The sequence below is a fragment of the Sphingobacterium sp. UBA7625 genome, assembly GCF_002484085.1.
GTDB classification, from domain to species: domain Bacteria; phylum Bacteroidota; class Bacteroidia; order Sphingobacteriales; family Sphingobacteriaceae; genus Sphingobacterium; species Sphingobacterium athyrii.
The window spans coordinates 60,985-75,888 of the sequence record NZ_DLJD01000047.1 but is presented as its reverse complement, the minus strand read 5'-3'; the positions used below and the strand labels follow the sequence as shown (position 1 = coordinate 75,888).

General features: G+C 40.8%; 14 protein-coding genes and 2 tRNA genes. 6 read left to right on the top strand and 10 right to left on the bottom strand.

The annotated features are described in order from the left end of the window. Window positions 1–95 precede the first annotated feature (95 nt). Complete coding sequence (locus B4G94_RS19690; RefSeq protein ID WP_108636978.1) at window positions 96–1,091, bottom strand: acyl-ACP desaturase; 996 nt, start codon at window positions 1,089–1,091, stop codon at window positions 96–98. 209 nt (window positions 1,092–1,300) lie between these two features. Here B4G94_RS19690 and B4G94_RS19685 point away from each other — a divergent pair, with 209 nt between their 5' ends. After that, window positions 1,301–2,536 (top strand): cysteine desulfurase, encoded by a 1,236-nt coding sequence (locus tag B4G94_RS19685; RefSeq protein WP_286861274.1) that lies wholly within the window; start codon window positions 1,301–1,303, stop codon window positions 2,534–2,536. An 11-nt stretch (window positions 2,537–2,547) separates the two neighbouring features. After that, window positions 2,548–2,967: a SufE family protein gene (locus tag B4G94_RS19680; RefSeq protein ID WP_108636977.1), complete on the top strand. Its 420-nt coding sequence runs from the start codon at window positions 2,548–2,550 to the stop codon at window positions 2,965–2,967. An 83-nt stretch (window positions 2,968–3,050) separates the two neighbouring features. Here the strand turns inward: B4G94_RS19680 and B4G94_RS19675 are convergent, their stop codons facing one another. The 5 genes from B4G94_RS19675 to B4G94_RS19655 all read right to left on the bottom strand — a co-directional run bounded on the left by B4G94_RS19675 (window position 3,051) and on the right by B4G94_RS19655 (window position 6,081). Further along, window positions 3,051–3,872, bottom strand: coding sequence for a VOC family protein (locus B4G94_RS19675; RefSeq protein ID WP_286861272.1), 822 nt, complete (start codon window positions 3,870–3,872; stop codon window positions 3,051–3,053). 27 nt (window positions 3,873–3,899) lie between these two features. Next, the gene (locus B4G94_RS19670) at window positions 3,900–4,829 is read right to left on the bottom strand and encodes a DUF1801 domain-containing protein (protein WP_286861269.1); all 930 of its coding nucleotides are present in this window, start codon (window positions 4,827–4,829) and stop codon (window positions 3,900–3,902) included. Between the two features lie 4 nt (window positions 4,830–4,833). Next, a complete protein-coding gene (locus tag B4G94_RS19665; protein WP_286861267.1) occupies window positions 4,834–5,268 on the bottom strand; it encodes a DUF1801 domain-containing protein in 435 nt (144 codons plus the stop codon). Between the two features lie 14 nt (window positions 5,269–5,282). Beyond that, a complete protein-coding gene (locus B4G94_RS19660; RefSeq protein WP_165305726.1) occupies window positions 5,283–5,729 on the bottom strand; it encodes an SRPBCC domain-containing protein in 447 nt (148 codons plus the stop codon). Between the two features lie 112 nt (window positions 5,730–5,841). Further along, on the bottom strand, window positions 5,842–6,081 hold the full coding sequence (locus B4G94_RS19655; RefSeq protein ID WP_376786664.1) for a CDGSH iron-sulfur domain-containing protein: 240 nt from the start codon (window positions 6,079–6,081) through the stop codon (window positions 5,842–5,844). Between the two features lie 239 nt (window positions 6,082–6,320). Between B4G94_RS19655 and B4G94_RS19650 the strand changes: the two genes are divergently transcribed. After that, a complete protein-coding gene (locus tag B4G94_RS19650) occupies window positions 6,321–8,222 on the top strand; it encodes an alpha-L-fucosidase (RefSeq protein ID WP_286861262.1) in 1,902 nt (633 codons plus the stop codon). Window positions 8,223–8,443: 221 nt separating this feature from the next. Here the strand turns inward: B4G94_RS19650 and B4G94_RS19645 are convergent. Together B4G94_RS19645 and B4G94_RS19640 are read right to left on the bottom strand one after the other, a co-directional pair. Further along, window positions 8,444–8,516: transfer RNA gene (locus B4G94_RS19645), tRNA-Lys, on the bottom strand. 279 nt (window positions 8,517–8,795) lie between these two features. Further along, complete coding sequence (locus tag B4G94_RS19640) at window positions 8,796–9,749, bottom strand: acetyl-CoA carboxylase carboxyltransferase subunit alpha (RefSeq protein ID WP_108636971.1); 954 nt, start codon at window positions 9,747–9,749, stop codon at window positions 8,796–8,798. A gap of 160 nt (window positions 9,750–9,909) precedes the next feature. Here B4G94_RS19640 and B4G94_RS19635 point away from each other — a divergent pair, with 160 nt between their 5' ends. The 3 genes from B4G94_RS19635 to chrA all read left to right on the top strand — a co-directional run bounded on the left by B4G94_RS19635 (window position 9,910) and on the right by chrA (window position 14,215). Then, window positions 9,910–12,099 (top strand): glucoamylase family protein, encoded by a 2,190-nt coding sequence (locus B4G94_RS19635; protein WP_286861257.1) that lies wholly within the window; start codon window positions 9,910–9,912, stop codon window positions 12,097–12,099. Between the two features lie 96 nt (window positions 12,100–12,195). Continuing rightward, window positions 12,196–12,717: an OmpA family protein gene (locus tag B4G94_RS19630; RefSeq protein ID WP_108637006.1), complete on the top strand. Its 522-nt coding sequence runs from the start codon at window positions 12,196–12,198 to the stop codon at window positions 12,715–12,717. A gap of 166 nt (window positions 12,718–12,883) precedes the next feature. Next, on the top strand, window positions 12,884–14,215 hold the full coding sequence (gene chrA, locus B4G94_RS19625) for a chromate efflux transporter (protein WP_286861254.1): 1,332 nt from the start codon (window positions 12,884–12,886) through the stop codon (window positions 14,213–14,215). A 34-nt stretch (window positions 14,216–14,249) separates the two neighbouring features. On the opposite strand, the gene B4G94_RS19620 is transcribed toward chrA, so the two are convergent. After that, window positions 14,250–14,334, bottom strand: a tRNA-Leu gene (locus B4G94_RS19620). 64 nt (window positions 14,335–14,398) lie between these two features. Next, a complete protein-coding gene (locus B4G94_RS19615; protein WP_286861252.1) occupies window positions 14,399–14,887 on the bottom strand; it encodes a regulatory protein RecX in 489 nt (162 codons plus the stop codon). Window positions 14,888–14,904: the final 17 nt, after the last annotated feature.

Here is a 14,904-nt window from a genome sequence, read left to right as displayed (position 1 = left end):
AAGGCCTGAGGTATAGAAGAATAAGGCTATCGTAGAAATTAAGGAGGGAAGTAGTAAACAGAAAAGCCTGATTATTTCTAATCAAGCTTTTCTGTTTATCCGTATATCCATTTGAATTTATATTCTTTTTCGGGAATCTTCATGCGATCTGCTAATCTTGCCAGACGATCAGGCAATTTTAGGAGATAGTCTCTTGCTTTTTCTCCCTGATCATTTAGTCCTGAAACTTGATCAATCTTCCATTCATTATTAAGTTCTTTCAAGATATCAACATAATCTAAAGCGGTATATACGCCTAATCGCTGTGCAGCATCTGAAAAATGAGCAAAGGCGTCACCCTGAGGTTCGCCTGCTTCTCTTAAAAACTGTGCCGGCATCACGATTTTCTTACGCATCATATCTTCAAAAGCTATCATCACTTCGCTAGGGTCCACAGTCAGGGCTTTTGATATGAAAGACATATAGGCCTTGGCGTGACGTGCTTCATCCGATGCAATGACACCACACATCTTCGCAAGAAGCTTATCACCACTTTTTTTGGAAAGTCCCGATACCCGACGGTGGGATACGTTGGTGGCAAGTTCCTGGAATGAGGTATAGATAAAGTTACGGTAAGGATCAGCACCAGTCCCGATATCAAAACCATCTTGTATCAGGTATTGTGTGGACATCTCAAACTGTCGCATATCTATTCTGCCGGATAAGTAAAGATATTTATTCAATAGATCCCCGTGGCGGTTTTCTTCGGCAGTCCAGGCGCGAACCCATTTCATCCATCCACCTTGTTCATTTTTATCGACATCCTCGACCATAGTCAACCAGGATTCGTAGGTCGGAAGGGCTTCTTCGGTGATTGTATCGCCAATTAATACAGCGACCAAGTCATACGAAAGTTCTTTGGCACTTTCCTGTAAATCTCTTATTTCCTCAAAAAACGTATCCCTTGAAGCGTCTGGAAGGAAATCAGCGGGTTGCCACATTTCTTCTACAGGCTTCAGGTATTCGCTCATTTCATTTAACATGAAAGGCTCCAAGTAGGCCATCACTTCTTTACGTGAGCCTTCTGGTAAATTTAGAGGTAATTCTTGCATATCAATACAAAGGTAAATAAATAGCTCCAATAAATTATAAAAGCAAGATAGAATTGTTTAAAATGGTAAAAGGGGATAAAAGGAGCATCTTCAACTGGATTGAGCCACGTTATACCGCGGTAGACAGACAGCTTGGGTAATTGATAATGACATAAAAAACAGATTGCTCAGCCCGTATTCGATAAAATACTATTAACTTTGTATAAATTATGGAGACGACTTTGGAAACATATAGCATAGATAAAATACGGGCAGATTTTCCTATTCTAAAAAGAGAGGTGAATGGCAAACCTTTGGTTTATCTGGATAATGGTGCGACGACACAAAAACCCACGGCAGTAATAAATGCCATTGCACATTATTATACGGATATGAACAGTAATGTACACCGGGGTGTTCACTACCTGAGCCAGATATCAACGGATGCTTTTGAGGTTACCCGTAAAAAGCTTCAATCTTTTATCAATGCCCCCGAAGATAAACAAGTGATCATTACCAAGGGTACGACTGATAGTATCAATCTGGTAGCGACTTGTTATGGAAGGGCATTTATACATGCGGGAGATGAGATCATCATTTCTGCGATGGAACACCATTCCAATATTGTTCCCTGGCAGATGCTATGCGATGAAAAAGGATGTAAAATCCGTGTTATTCCTATGAATGACAAAGGGGAGCTTGATATGGAAGCTTACCAAAATTTATTCAATGAAAAGACCAAGCTAGTTGCCGTAACCTACGTCTCCAATGCATTGGGAACGATCAATCCGGTGAAGGAGATGATCTCGATCGCACATGACAAAGGAGTGGTTGTCCTGGTTGACGCGGCACAAGCTGTCCAGCATATTCAAGTGGATGTGCAGGATCTTGATGTTGATTTTTTGGCATTTTCTGGACATAAAATGTACGGGCCGACAGGTGTCGGTGTGTTGTATGGTAAGGAAGAGTTATTGAATGCAATGCCCCCTTATCAGGGTGGCGGTGATATGATTAAAGAGGTGACTTTTGAAAAGACAACTTATAATGAATTGCCTTTTAAATTTGAAGCTGGAACACCTAATATCGAAGCTGGAATCTGTTTAAATGAAGCTATTGACTATATCAATTCAATCGGCTTGAAGAATATCGAAGCTTATGAGCACGAGCTGTTGGACTATGCCTTGGAAAAATTGTCCCAGATTCCCGGGATGAAATTTATTGGCACCGCCGACCAAAAATGTTCCGTCATTTCATTCATTATCGAAGGTACGCACCCCTATGATGTAGGTGTAATTTTGGATAAATTGGGAATAGCGGTGCGAACCGGTCACCACTGTGCACAGCCTGTGATGGACCGTTTTGGTATTCCGGGCACAATCCGGGCTTCATTGGCACTTTACAATACAAAAGAAGAAATAGATATCTTGGTAGCGGGCATTCAGCGTGCTGTCAATATGTTGGTGTAATAAAAATGGTTATGACAATTAATGAAATACAAAATGAATTAATTGAGGATTTTGCTTTCTTTACCGATTGGATGGAAAAATACGAATACATCATTCAGCTTGGGAAAGAGGTTCCTTTAATTGATGAGCAATATAAAACAGAAGAATATATTATTAAAGGCTGCCAGTCCAAGGTATGGCTGTATCCTGAGGTTAAAGACGGGAAAGTGTATTTCACAGCTGATAGCGATGCAATTATCACCAAAGGTCTGGTTAGTCTGATGGTCAAAGTATTGTCTGGACATACGGCAAAAGAAATTGTTGATGCAGACCTGTATTTCGTTGATGAAATAGGCTTAAAAGAGCATTTGTCGCCGACCCGCGCTAACGGTTTATTGTCGATGATCAAACAAATGAAATTATATGCACTGGCATTGCAGGTCAATGCTTAGCTGATAATGAAAAGGGGATGATCGTTATCCCCTTTTTTTATGCATCTTTTAAGCAATAAGCGCTTGGTTATCGGCTAACAAGCTTATCCTATTAAATCTTTTATAATGATTTTTTTCATCTTCATCAGCGCTTCTCCGGCTCCGGGATTTTGAAGATATGTGGCAATCTGGGCAGGTACAATTTGCCAGCTTACTCCAAATTCGTCCTTACACCAACCACACAAGCCTTCCTGTCCCCGTGCGGTAATGCTATTCCAGTAATTGTCAATTTCTGCCTGATCTTTGCATAAGACGGAAAGAGAAATTCCTTCATTAAAAGTAAAGTTCTGCGTGACACCACTATCCATTGCCATTAGTGTAAATCCATTGACAAGGAATTGTGTATGCTGAACCAAACCTTCGTAGTCACCTGTTGCATAACGCATGATACCGTTGCTATGAAAGTCGTCGAACATATCTTCATAAAACTTTAACGCGGCTTCACATTTACCCTGCTGGGCCCCACAATACATCAGGGTAGGGACAATAGCTTGCTGATTCGTATCACTGAGTTTGCCTTGGTATAATTGCCAGTTTACACCATATTTATCCGCTATCCAACCATAGTATGGACTCCAGGGATAACTGTCCAAGGGCATTAATGTGTTGCCACCTGCTGTAAATGCACTCCAGATGCGATCAACTTCTTCTTTTGATTCGCAGATCACCATAAATGATATGGATGGGTTAGGTTTAAACGTCGGACCGCCGTTGATGCCGATAAATTTTACGCCATTGAGCTGAGCCTCGACAACGATCGGGGAGTTGCGGGTTACACGGCTGTTTGGAAAGGTCTGAGAGTATAGATCAAAAGCCTCTTTCGCATTTTGATCAAACCAGATGGCGGGTATAATTGAATTTTCCATGAGCGTCGATTTTTGAGTTGAAATTTATTATTTATATTTATCATTTAGTCCTTTGTTGGCGATAATCATCGGTCTGATTTTTTCGAGACGGGATAATTTAGTTTTTTCCTGCTTTGCCTCGTCGATATATTGGATATATTCTTTTTGTTTTCCGGGAGTTAAGGCATTGAAATGATCATGAAATACCTCATCTGAACGAAGAACTTCCAGTAACAGACCCGATGGGGGGATAACTTCTTTTTTAGCTGGTTTAATTTCTTTTCCTTCGTCAACAGTTTGAATAGATTCTTGGATGTATGCTTCAATTTTGGCACTATCCATCTCATTCACGTCCTTAAAACGCCATTGGCGAAGTGCTTTGGTTTTTCCTTCTGAAGCATTGATCAGAACATTTTCCTTATTTTCTAAAAATACGCCATTGTAAAACCAGAGGGAGAAAAAGTTTTTGAAACCGCCCCATCCGATAACATTCTTTCCCTTGTGTGTATAAACGTAAGTTCCCCATTTGAATTCTTTTTTCAGTGTGGTTTTTAACATGATCTGTTGCATCATTTCTTCAGCTTCCAGCCAATTTCCACGGTTTTTATGCCAGTTGGGACCTTGTTTATCTTTGAGTTTTTCGATGTTGAATGCAACAATATCCAGGATGATTTTTTCGGGTATGGGTTGATCTATCGGGATCTGAATGGCACCTTTTGTTGTTTTGAAAGCCTTGAGCCGAGGAGCGAAATGTTCAATGGCGTCCGGCCCGGGGTATATTCCGAGATGCTGCTTATTCATGGCAAAATGAATCAGATTGCCATTCAATCGGAAGGTAGGCATCTGGTAGGAAATGGTTTCTGTGGCCGCGGTGGGGACCACCCCGGCTATAAGTTTGTAGACTTGGATGAGATATGCTTTCTTATCTCCCTCGAATTGGTTTATATACGCGTCAATTGTTGAAAAGCTGCTTGTCATACGATTATTCCTTATCCTTGATCCGTGTGTATTTTGTTGATAAAAATTGGATAGTCTGCTGCATTAATGTGGTCAGATGATCCGTATTGATGTCACTTAGTTTTTTAATGTAAATACAGGCTTTTCCCTGTTTGAATTTACCCAATTTTTCCACCAATGGCCTATGTTCGTCGAGTCCGGTATACACATAAAGCGAGATCGCCGCTTTTCGTGGGCTGAAGCCTATCAAAGGGGCATAGCCTTCGTGTCCGCTCGCGTATATATAATGATACTGTCCAAAGCCAATGATGGATCCGCCAAACATCTTTGGGGTTTCATCTGAGACGGAATGCATCAGATGGATAAGCTGGAAGCTATCTTCTCTTTTTTGCACATCCGATATTTCTTGAATAAAGTCATTGACATTCTTTTCTGTGTAGGAAGTTTTGTTTACCACCATTTCCCTAATTGCTATTAAAACATAAAATCAAACGCACCTTTTCGAAGATTGATATTATATTCGAGATAGGCCTTCATGCAAGCTAGAAAGTTTGCCCATCCTTCCGTTTGTCGCATCATGATCAAAATGCCATCTTGATCGTTGTTCATTTCGTGTTCCGTAATTCTGACGACGGTAGCGTCTTCCCCGAAGGCAGAGAGGTTGATCTCAACCAACTGGTTGGCGATCCCACCGCTCCAGTCAAACGAAATATAACTGTCCGGGTGAATTGTTTTTCCGGTTACGGGAAAACTGTCAGGGAATTCGGGGAAAGTCCATTCTACGGTTTTTCCCGTCTCTAATCGTCCAGTTGCGGACTTAATAAAATAATGATTCATCTTATTCGGGTCAACAATGGCTTCAAAAACTTCACGGACGGGTTTTTGAATCTGAATGCTTGCTTTTGCAGTTAGCTTTTCCATGAATTTAAAATAAATTTTAAACAAATATTATATAAATACCGATAGCTTGTAGCTCCTTGGAATAAAAATAGGCCAATGAGATGGCATCTTGGGAACAGTAAATGTCAAGATGCTATTTTTGCGCGTACTTACTGAACCCATCCTGAAATTCCATGGAAGCATGTTTACCATCGCAAAATGGTTTGTTGGCCGATTGCCCACAATGGCAAAGGTTCTGACGGTTTCGCACCCTGACGATCCGGAATGATGTATTGCAAATGAAAGGGTACTTGTCCGTGTAAAATATACGGACCGTCTTTGGTGACTTCGATAAAGATTTCACTGCTGTTGACTTTCGATCCGATTTGAACATGCCAATAATCTGAAGAATTGCTCATGTGTCCTTAAGTTTATAATATAAGATAAACAGTGCAGGGCTGGATAGGTTTTATCTTTTTTGACTTATGTGCTATTACCCTAAAATGAACAAAAATTACACCTTATTCTTTTCGTTTTAAGCTATTTTTGAAAATAGTATACATTATTATAGTTGAACCATATGCACCTCTGTGCTTGCGTTCGGCTTAAAGAGACAATTATAAATCGAAACTTATGATCAATACTAGGTATTGCCTTGTTTTAATGCTTTCGGCAGCTGCTATGGTGAGCGTAGGGCAGGTTAAAAATGCCAATAGGGGAAATGAAGCCGCAGCGATGTTTAATGATCCTACTGCAAGGGATAGTCTTGCGATATCGGCTGCGGAGACCGGCTGGTGGAAGCAAGCTGCAACAGGACAAAAACGGCGTGTTCAAAAATGGAAAAAGGCCACCTTTGGCATGTTTGTCCACTGGGGTGTTTATTCGCAATATGGCAATATCTGGAAGGGAAAAAAAGGAGGGGGGTATGCCGAACATCTCATGCGTGTCATGCAAATTCCTCGTCAGGAATACCTGGATTCTGCCGCCAGATTTAATCCCGAAAAGTTTAACGCTGAAGAATGGGTAATCTTGGCGAAAAATGCCGGTATGAAGTATTTTATGATCACAGCGAAACATCATGATGGCTTCGCAATGTATCCATCACAATATGCTAGTGTTTATTCGATAAAGAGTACTGCATTAAAAGAGGATCCATTGATGCAACTGGCGCAAGCTTGCCATAAACATGGTTTGTTATTCGGATTTTATTATTCACATGCATTTGACTGGGAGCATCCCGATGCACCGGGAAATGACTGGGATTATAATAACCCGGGTGGGGACAAATTGCTTGGGGGAGTAAATTGGTTTGACAGTCATCCGGAATGGTTGCCTAAAGCAAAACGCTACGTCGATGAAAAGGCGATTCCTCAAATAAAAGAGCTGATCCATAGGTATCATCCCGATTTGCTCTGGTTCGATACACCACATAAGCTGCCTTTATCCGAAAATTTAAGAATTCTGCAAGCAATCCGGGATACTGACCCCGCTATCGTTGTTAATGGACGATTAGCGCGTACAGGTGACCGGAATTACGGTGATTATTTGAATACTGCTGACCGACCGGAAGAGTTTTATCCCGTCCCTGCAGGAGCTTATTGGGAGGCTATTCCCACAACGAATGATTCATACGGCTATTCCTCGACGGATAAAAATCACAAACCTACAGCACATTTTATCCAATTGTTGGCCAAAGCGACTGCTATGGGTGGAAATATCTTAATGAATATTGGCCCGAAAGGCGATGGTAGTATTGATGCAGCTGATGCGATTATTTTGGAAGGAATAGCCACATGGATGGCAAAGAATAAGGAAAGTGTCATCGATGTGACGCCTTCGTCCTTACCGCGTCAACAATGGGGAGTGATCACAAAAAGAAACAGCACCTTGTATTTGCATGTCTTTAAAAAGCCGAAAGGAGAGAAATTAACTGTAGGCGGACTTACGATGGCGGTTAAATCCATTTCTCTGCTGTCTTCAAAAAAAAGGATCAAAGGTTATTCTTCAGATACCACCGGACTCCATATTCCATTGGATCAAATAGGGGATGATTTGGCAGACGAAGTTATTGCTGTTCAGTTAAAGCGGGATAGCGTTGCGCCTGAATCTAATAACCTGATTTATGTTGATGTGCAAATTGCGGAAAATCGTTTATTGTCATTTTACGCAAAACAATATGGAGAACCGATGAAATTCGGGGATGGAAAAAGAGACCGTTACTATGTATCGGGATGGAGAAATAGCAATCAGTATCTTGGATGGGATATCAATGCATTGAAACCTGCGCGGTTTAAAGTCTCGGTACGCTATGTCAAAGATGTGGAAAACACAGGCGGGGAGATGGTTTTAAAAATAGCCGGAAAAGAAATCAACTTCGCCATTGATCCGGCATCGCCTAAAAGCAGCCATGGAAACTCCCTTATGCTCGGACAAATAGATCTGCCTGTCGGAAAGCAATCAGTGGAACTCCATGTGAAAAATATTGTAGGGGCAGAGGCCGTTAAGTTTTTGGAGGTTGTTCTGACACATGATTAAAAACCGAACCCGGCCGGCCCTCCGTTCGAATCCTAATTCCTTAAACAAGAAAAGCTAATCTTGCGATTAGATTTTCCTTTGTGATCCCGCTGGGATTGGCTCAGCCCCACAGTCCCCGTTCACATCCCTGAGCCTCCGACGGATCGAACCCGGCCGGCCCTCCGTTCGAATCCTAATCCCTTAAACAAGAAAAGCTAATCTTGCGATTAGCTTTTCCTCTGTGATCCCGCTGGGATTCGAACCCAGGACCCATACATTAAAAGTGTATTGCTCTACCAGCTGAGCTACGGAATCCTTTCTGTTTTTGAAAGTGATGCAAAGGTATAAAAAGATGTGATTGTGTCCAAATGTTTTTGTTCTTTTTGTTTAAATATTTTGTAACGGTTTATAAATTACGCTTTTATTTTTTTTAGAAGAACGGCTTCTTGTTTGAAAAGGCAGGAATTTGATCGTGAATTGAGCGATTCTGTGTAGGCAGTGTTTACCTTTTTTAAAAATAAGTTGCTGTTAAATAAGAAAAGTCGGCATACCTTGCCGACTTTTCTTATATTTTTGATAAATATGGAGATGACATTATTCTGTCACAACGCCCATATTACTGAATTTGTCAATGCGTTCCTTGATCAATGTATCGCTGTCTTTTGCCGTCAATTCAGCAAGATCTTTCAATAGTTGCTCTTTCAGATTAGCGGCTGCCTGTGCTGGATCCTGATGAGCACCGCCCAATGGCTCAGGAATGATTCCATCTATTAATCCATTGCCTAACATATCACTGGAAGTTAGTTTTAACGCTTCTGCTGCTTTTTCCTTGTGATCCCAGCTTCTCCATAAAATCGAAGAGCAAGATTCTGGCGAAATAACGGAATACCAAGTATGTTCCATCATATATACACGGTTACCTACTCCGATACCCAAGGCCCCGCCCGAAGCACCTTCACCTATGACCACACAGATGATAGGAACTTTAAGTACTGCCATTTCCATTAGGTTGCGTGCGATAGCTTCACCTTGTCCACGCTCCTCAGCTTCTAAACCCGGATAAGCACCCATGGTGTCGATTAATGTAATGACGGGCTTATTGAATTTTTCAGCCATTTTCATCAGACGCAATGCTTTACGGTAACCCTCCGGATTGGCCATGCCAAAATTATGGTATTGACGCTCTTTGGTGTTTTTACCTTTCTGATGACCAATGATCATGACAGGATTGCCATCGATGGAGGCCATGCCGCCTACAATCGCCTTATCATCTTTTACCGTACGATCACCATGCAATTCGATAAACTCATCGCAGATTGCTTCGATATAATCATAGGTCTGTGGACGATCCGGATGACGTGACATTTGAACATTCTGCCATCCTGTTAAATTGCTGTATATTTCTTTTTCCGTAGAAGCAAGTTTTTCCTCAAGTTCACGAACGGTTGCGCTCATATCAACTTGAGTTTTTTCGGCAACTTGTGTTACCTTTTCAATCTGCAACTGCAAATCTGCAATTGGCTTTTCAAAATCAAAAGTGGTTTTCATATATCTATTTTATGAAAATATTCAGGGGGCTAATTTAGCGCATTTTTTCCGAAATTAAAATTTGAGCATACAATATCATTGGAAATCCTTTGTTACATTTGCGTTATAATCATTGTGGTGGCTTAGTTTTTGATTGTAAGCCTGTGAAAAATGTTGACTTATGCTGAAAAAATACTTTTACTTTCTATTTCTGTTGATTTCACCTATACTTGCCAGATCAGAAAGCTATCCGGAGGTACTGTTTGATAATAGTATAATCAATGGAAGTTATGCGAAAAGCATGGCACATTATACAGGTGAGTCCTGGATACAAAATGTGAATCACAGCCTTCCGGTTTCAGATAGCTTGTTTTTTACTCCGGGGAATTCTCTTTCCCTGCGTTACGTTTCCTCTCCAAATGGAAAATGGGAGGCCAGTATATTAAATGATAAACAGAAATTTCAGTATATGATTGCCAAGGATGATCATTTAACCTTTAAATTGTTCATTCAAAGTAATACTGAAAAGGGGCAGTTGCCTAAAGTTGCCCTACAACAAAATGATGTACGCTCCAATGCATTGGATATTAGTTATTACATTGATGACTTTGCATATGATACCTGGCTCAATGTTTCTATTCCCGTGTCAAAATTTGAAGGAATTGTCACAGGAAAGGCTGTGTCTTCGTTGTTACTTGAACAAAATGGTACCGGTACAATTACGCATCAGCTTTTTATAGATCAAATCGAGTTCCTCCCGAAAAACTACCCAAAGGTTAAGCTGTCATCGGCTGCTATTTTGTCTAAAATAGGTGCAGTGGACAAGCAGGTTGAACTTGTATGGCAATTGCCATTGACTCCGAGTATTCGCTACGTGAAAATTTATAGATCGGAAGATAAGCTGAATTATCAGCCAATCGCAGTCTTACCGATTTATGTGCAGAAATGTCTCGATAGGGTGAACGAGTATAACAAGAGTTATTATTATAAAATAGCCTGGGTAGATTACAACTACGTAGAATCCCCATTTTCAGATGTAAAGGAAATACAGACCAAAAAGGGAACCGATGCGGAAATGTTAAGTTTTATTCGGAATGCGCACGTGAATTATTTTATTGATAATTATGATGTGAACAGTGGGATGTACCTTCCTGACCGTGGGAATCGTCAGGCTATAGTTTCAACCAATGAAACTGGCTATGCTATCCTGGGTTTGCTTGTTGCTGCTGAAAACCAACTGATGTCTAGACAAGCTTTGTTGGCCCGGATGACACGGATGGTGAAATTTTTGAGCGCGGCGCAAAATCATCAGGGCGTGTTTACTGCCTTCTATGATGGGAGATCGGGAGTACCTCACTATCGTGATTCTGTACCGACCTATGATGTAAGAGGCACTTCACATCTGATGGAGTCATTATTGATCGCCCGTGAATACTTTAGCAAAGATGATCCACAGGAGCAATCGCTACGGAAATCAATTACGGCATTATGGGAACGAATTAATTGGAGGTATTTTACTGATCCAAATAACTCGGATGTCCTTTGGAACAAGTGGTCTCCTATAGATACTACGGCGAGATCCCGCCAATTGGGCGGGTTTAACGAGAGCCTTAGTACTTATGTGCTTGCCATGTCGTCTCCAACACATCCTTTGGCTGCTTCGGCTTATACAAATGGATTTGCAACTAAACATGCGGACGGAATAGATTTTAGTGATGAATTGAACGCTTTGGTACCGGAGATAAGGACAAAGTTGAATGATTCTCTTGCGCAAACGATAAGTAGCAATCCCCTGATCGGTAACATAGAGAATGTACCCGTTTCGATTTATTCGGACGATAAGGTTATTTTTGCTAAAAGTATCGCTGGAGGTAATCTGACGGAATCGTTGATGTCTGTTTATAGACCATTTTTGATCATGAATCCGAAAGGGAAAGTGGATAATTTTGTGGACTATAAAAAGTATCTCTCAGACTATATACTTGCCTATAAACGAAGAGATAATGAGTTGAATATCGGAACACGATTTACGGATATCTGGGGTGTTGAACAAGCGGATAATGCTTACCAGGACCAGGGATATCTTGTGAATCCGGCCATTTCAATAGCCTCTTATCCCTTTGAAAAGGAAATCGGTTTGAAAGCTTTGCGTAAATTTTATGAGGAGTATGCAGATGTCCTGTTTACACAATATGGATTTAGAGCTTGGATCGATCTCAAAAATAATGATGTTTCTGAAAGTTACCGGGCGAGAAATCAGGCCACGATAGCTGTAATGATTGAAAATGCCAATTCAGGCATGATCTGGAAGCTGTATGAGCAAATTCCTGAAATTAAAAAGACATTGGATATGGTATATTTGAAGAAATAGATTTGTTACGATCCGATGAACGGAAAGGAGCACCTTTTTTGGTCTTTTTTCCTTATATTTACCCTGTTTAAATCGACATTAAATACGTTAAAAACGATGCTTAGAAAAATTAATTTGGGACTATTGGCCGTATGTGCAGGTTTATCATTATTTTCTTGTAAACAACAGGCTATTGTAGTAAATCCTGGAGCTGTTGTCACAAAAGATGGAACTGATGATGGTTTGAAAAATGTGAAAAAGGACTTTAATGATGCGAAAAGGACTGACGAGGGAATTAAATTCAGTATTTCGTCGGATCTATTGTTCCCAACAAATTCTTCCTATTTATCTGAAAAGGCAAAGACTGAAGTAAGTAAGCTGGCCTTAATCCTGCAAGAGAACAACAATAAAATTAAAGTTGACGGCTATACAGATGCTACCGGTACCGTCGAGTATAACCAATGGCTTTCTGATAAACGTGCTGCGTCCGTAAAAAAATTCCTTGTAGATTCGGGTGTACAAGAGTCTCGTATTACAGCAAAAGGTTTTGGCCAGTCAAATCCTGTTGGTGATAACAAGACACCGGAGGGACGTCAAAAAAATAGAAGAGTAGAAGTAACCATCTTGGATAAAAAATAAAATTATCAGGGTCTTTTTCCTGAATGGAAAGCGAGATATTTTATAAATATATCGCTTTTTTTATGCCTTAAATGGAAGCTGATCGGCTTTTTTAACGGGTTTAATCGGGTAGCTCATACCCTTATCGTTGCAATTATAATCGTCATAATATAAATATAAATCAGATTTGGAAAAACCTGTCGCCATTGAGAGAAATGAATTGTTTAAGCCTAGTTTTCGGGAAGCTATCCGGTTTTGGTTTATCCTGGGCTGGATAAGTTTTGGTGGAACGACGGGGCATATAACGATCATGCATGATTTTCTGGTGGACAAGAAAAAGTGGGTAAGCAGCAAAAAATTTTTTCGGGCGCTGAATGCCTGCATGCTGCTACCGGGACCTGAAGCACATCAATTGACCATCTATCTCGGCTGGAAATTACATGGTCTAAAGGGTGGAGTACTGGCGGGACTGTTTTTTATATTACCTTCTCTGTGTATCATATTGGGACTTAGTCTGGTGTATGTGTACTTTGGCAATTCTGCGTTTCTATCTGCACTATTCTCTGGCTTAAAACCCGCAGTGCTGGCGATTATATTGTTCGCAACTTACAAAGTGGGACAGAAGTCATTATTGGGTACATGGCATTATATCGTCGCTTTGCTTGCTTTTTTGCTTTCTTATTTTGTCAAAGTCCCTATGCCCTGGATTATTTTGGGGGTTATCGTTCTGGGATTTTCACTTTATTTCTTAAACCCCAAGGAGGAAAAGGGTAAATCTGAACAGGAAGAAGAGGTCGATAAAGAGCGGTTTTATCATGTCAATTCCCTGGAGACAGTACCGTCAATTTCCGTACGTAAGATTTGTGTTCAGTTTCTTGCATTTTTTTTGTTGTGGTTGGGCCCATTTATGGCGCTATACCTGTTTATGCCAGATGCTACATTTTGGAAAGATCTCTCCTTCTTGTTTACAAAATCGGCGTACTTTACAATCGGGGGGTCTTATACTGTTATTCCCTATGTCGCAAATTTGGTGACGGAAAAATTTCTCTGGCTGACAAAGACACAAATGATAGACGGTTTCGCATTGGCCGAAACAACGCCGGGGCCATTGGTTATCGTGTTGGCTTATGTGGGATTTATGGCCGGATTTAATCATTTTGACCACTCCTATGCAATGGCTATGGTAGGTTTGGCGGCTACAGCTTACTTTACTTTTTTGCCCAATTTTGCATTGATCTTTATCGGTGCGCCGCTTATCGAACGCTCTCAAAAAAATAAAGCCATCCAGTATGTACTCTCCTTGGTCACCGCTTCTGTAGTAGGTGTGATTGTTAATTTAGCTTTTTATCTAGGGCAGGGAATTTTGTTTCCAACAACGTCCGGTTTGGCAAATTTGGACTGGAAGGCGTTACTTTGGGTAGCTATTTCAATTTTCCTCTTATTTAGATATCGGATCGGAATGTTGCAGCTTATACTTTTGAGCCTCATTTACGGATTTTTACTGTACCTGTTGCCATAAACAAGAAAAGCCCATCGACTGATGAGCTTTCTTGTACCTAGGGCGGGAATCGAACCCGCACTCCCTTAACGGGAACAGGATTTTAAGTCCTGCGTGTCTACCAGTTCCACCACCTAGGCAGGTGAGCGAAAAACGAGATTCGAACTCGCGACCCCAACCTTGGCAAGGTTGTGCTCTACCANNTTATAACTCCTTTGAATTCAGTATAGAAAAAATTAAATCGCTTTCAAATCCTCTGGACAAAGCAAATTGATAGACTTTGTTCTTGATGATGAACGAATCTTTGTCTTTGATCTCCCGAATTTTCTTGTCAATAGTATTTTCCAAGATGTGCTCATATTCATCTGGGGCGATCTGTTTGAAGGCAATTTTTATCAGCTGTTCCGAAACACGCTTTCCTTTTAAAGCTTGTTTGATTTTAATTTTTCCCCAGCCTTTCATGCGTAGTTTACCGTTGCAATAGGCTATCGCAAAGCGTTCTTCGTTCAGAAAGTTTTCTGCGATTAAATTCGCTATACAATTTTCAACGTCTGCCTCGTGTAGCCCCCAGCTGTAGAGTTTGTCCCTTACTTCCTGCTGGGATCTTTCCTGATAAGCACAATAGCTTTCAGCTTTTAGCTTAGCCTGACCGGGGGTCAGTATCTTTTTGTTTTTTCTATCTTCGTCGAACATATTGTCAAAATTTCAAA

Coding starts and splice junctions, on each gene's coding strand:
- B4G94_RS19690 (WP_108636978.1), bottom strand. CDS start 1,091: ATGCAAGAATTACCTCTAAATTTACCAGAAGGCTCACGTAAAGAAGTG.
- B4G94_RS19685 (WP_286861274.1), top strand. CDS start 1,301: ATGGAGACGACTTTGGAAACATATAGCATAGATAAAATACGGGCAGAT.
- B4G94_RS19680 (WP_108636977.1), top strand. CDS start 2,548: ATGACAATTAATGAAATACAAAATGAATTAATTGAGGATTTTGCTTTC.
- B4G94_RS19675 (WP_286861272.1), bottom strand. CDS start 3,872: ATGGAAAATTCAATTATACCCGCCATCTGGTTTGATCAAAATGCGAAA.
- B4G94_RS19670 (WP_286861269.1), bottom strand. CDS start 4,829: ATGACAAGCAGCTTTTCAACAATTGACGCGTATATAAACCAATTCGAG.
- B4G94_RS19665 (WP_286861267.1), bottom strand. CDS start 5,268: ATGGTGGTAAACAAAACTTCCTACACAGAAAAGAATGTCAATGACTTT.
- B4G94_RS19660 (WP_165305726.1), bottom strand. CDS start 5,729: ATGGAAAAGCTAACTGCAAAAGCAAGCATTCAGATTCAAAAACCCGTC.
- B4G94_RS19655 (WP_376786664.1), bottom strand. CDS start 6,081: ATGTTCAAATCGGATCGAAAGTCAACAGCAGTGAAATCTTTATCGAAG.
- B4G94_RS19650 (WP_286861262.1), top strand. CDS start 6,321: ATGATCAATACTAGGTATTGCCTTGTTTTAATGCTTTCGGCAGCTGCT.
- B4G94_RS19640 (WP_108636971.1), bottom strand. CDS start 9,749: ATGAAAACCACTTTTGATTTTGAAAAGCCAATTGCAGATTTGCAGTTG.
- B4G94_RS19635 (WP_286861257.1), top strand. CDS start 9,910: ATGCTGAAAAAATACTTTTACTTTCTATTTCTGTTGATTTCACCTATA.
- B4G94_RS19630 (WP_108637006.1), top strand. CDS start 12,196: ATGCTTAGAAAAATTAATTTGGGACTATTGGCCGTATGTGCAGGTTTA.
- B4G94_RS19615 (WP_286861252.1), bottom strand. CDS start 14,887: ATGTTCGACGAAGATAGAAAAAACAAAAAGATACTGACCCCCGGTCAG.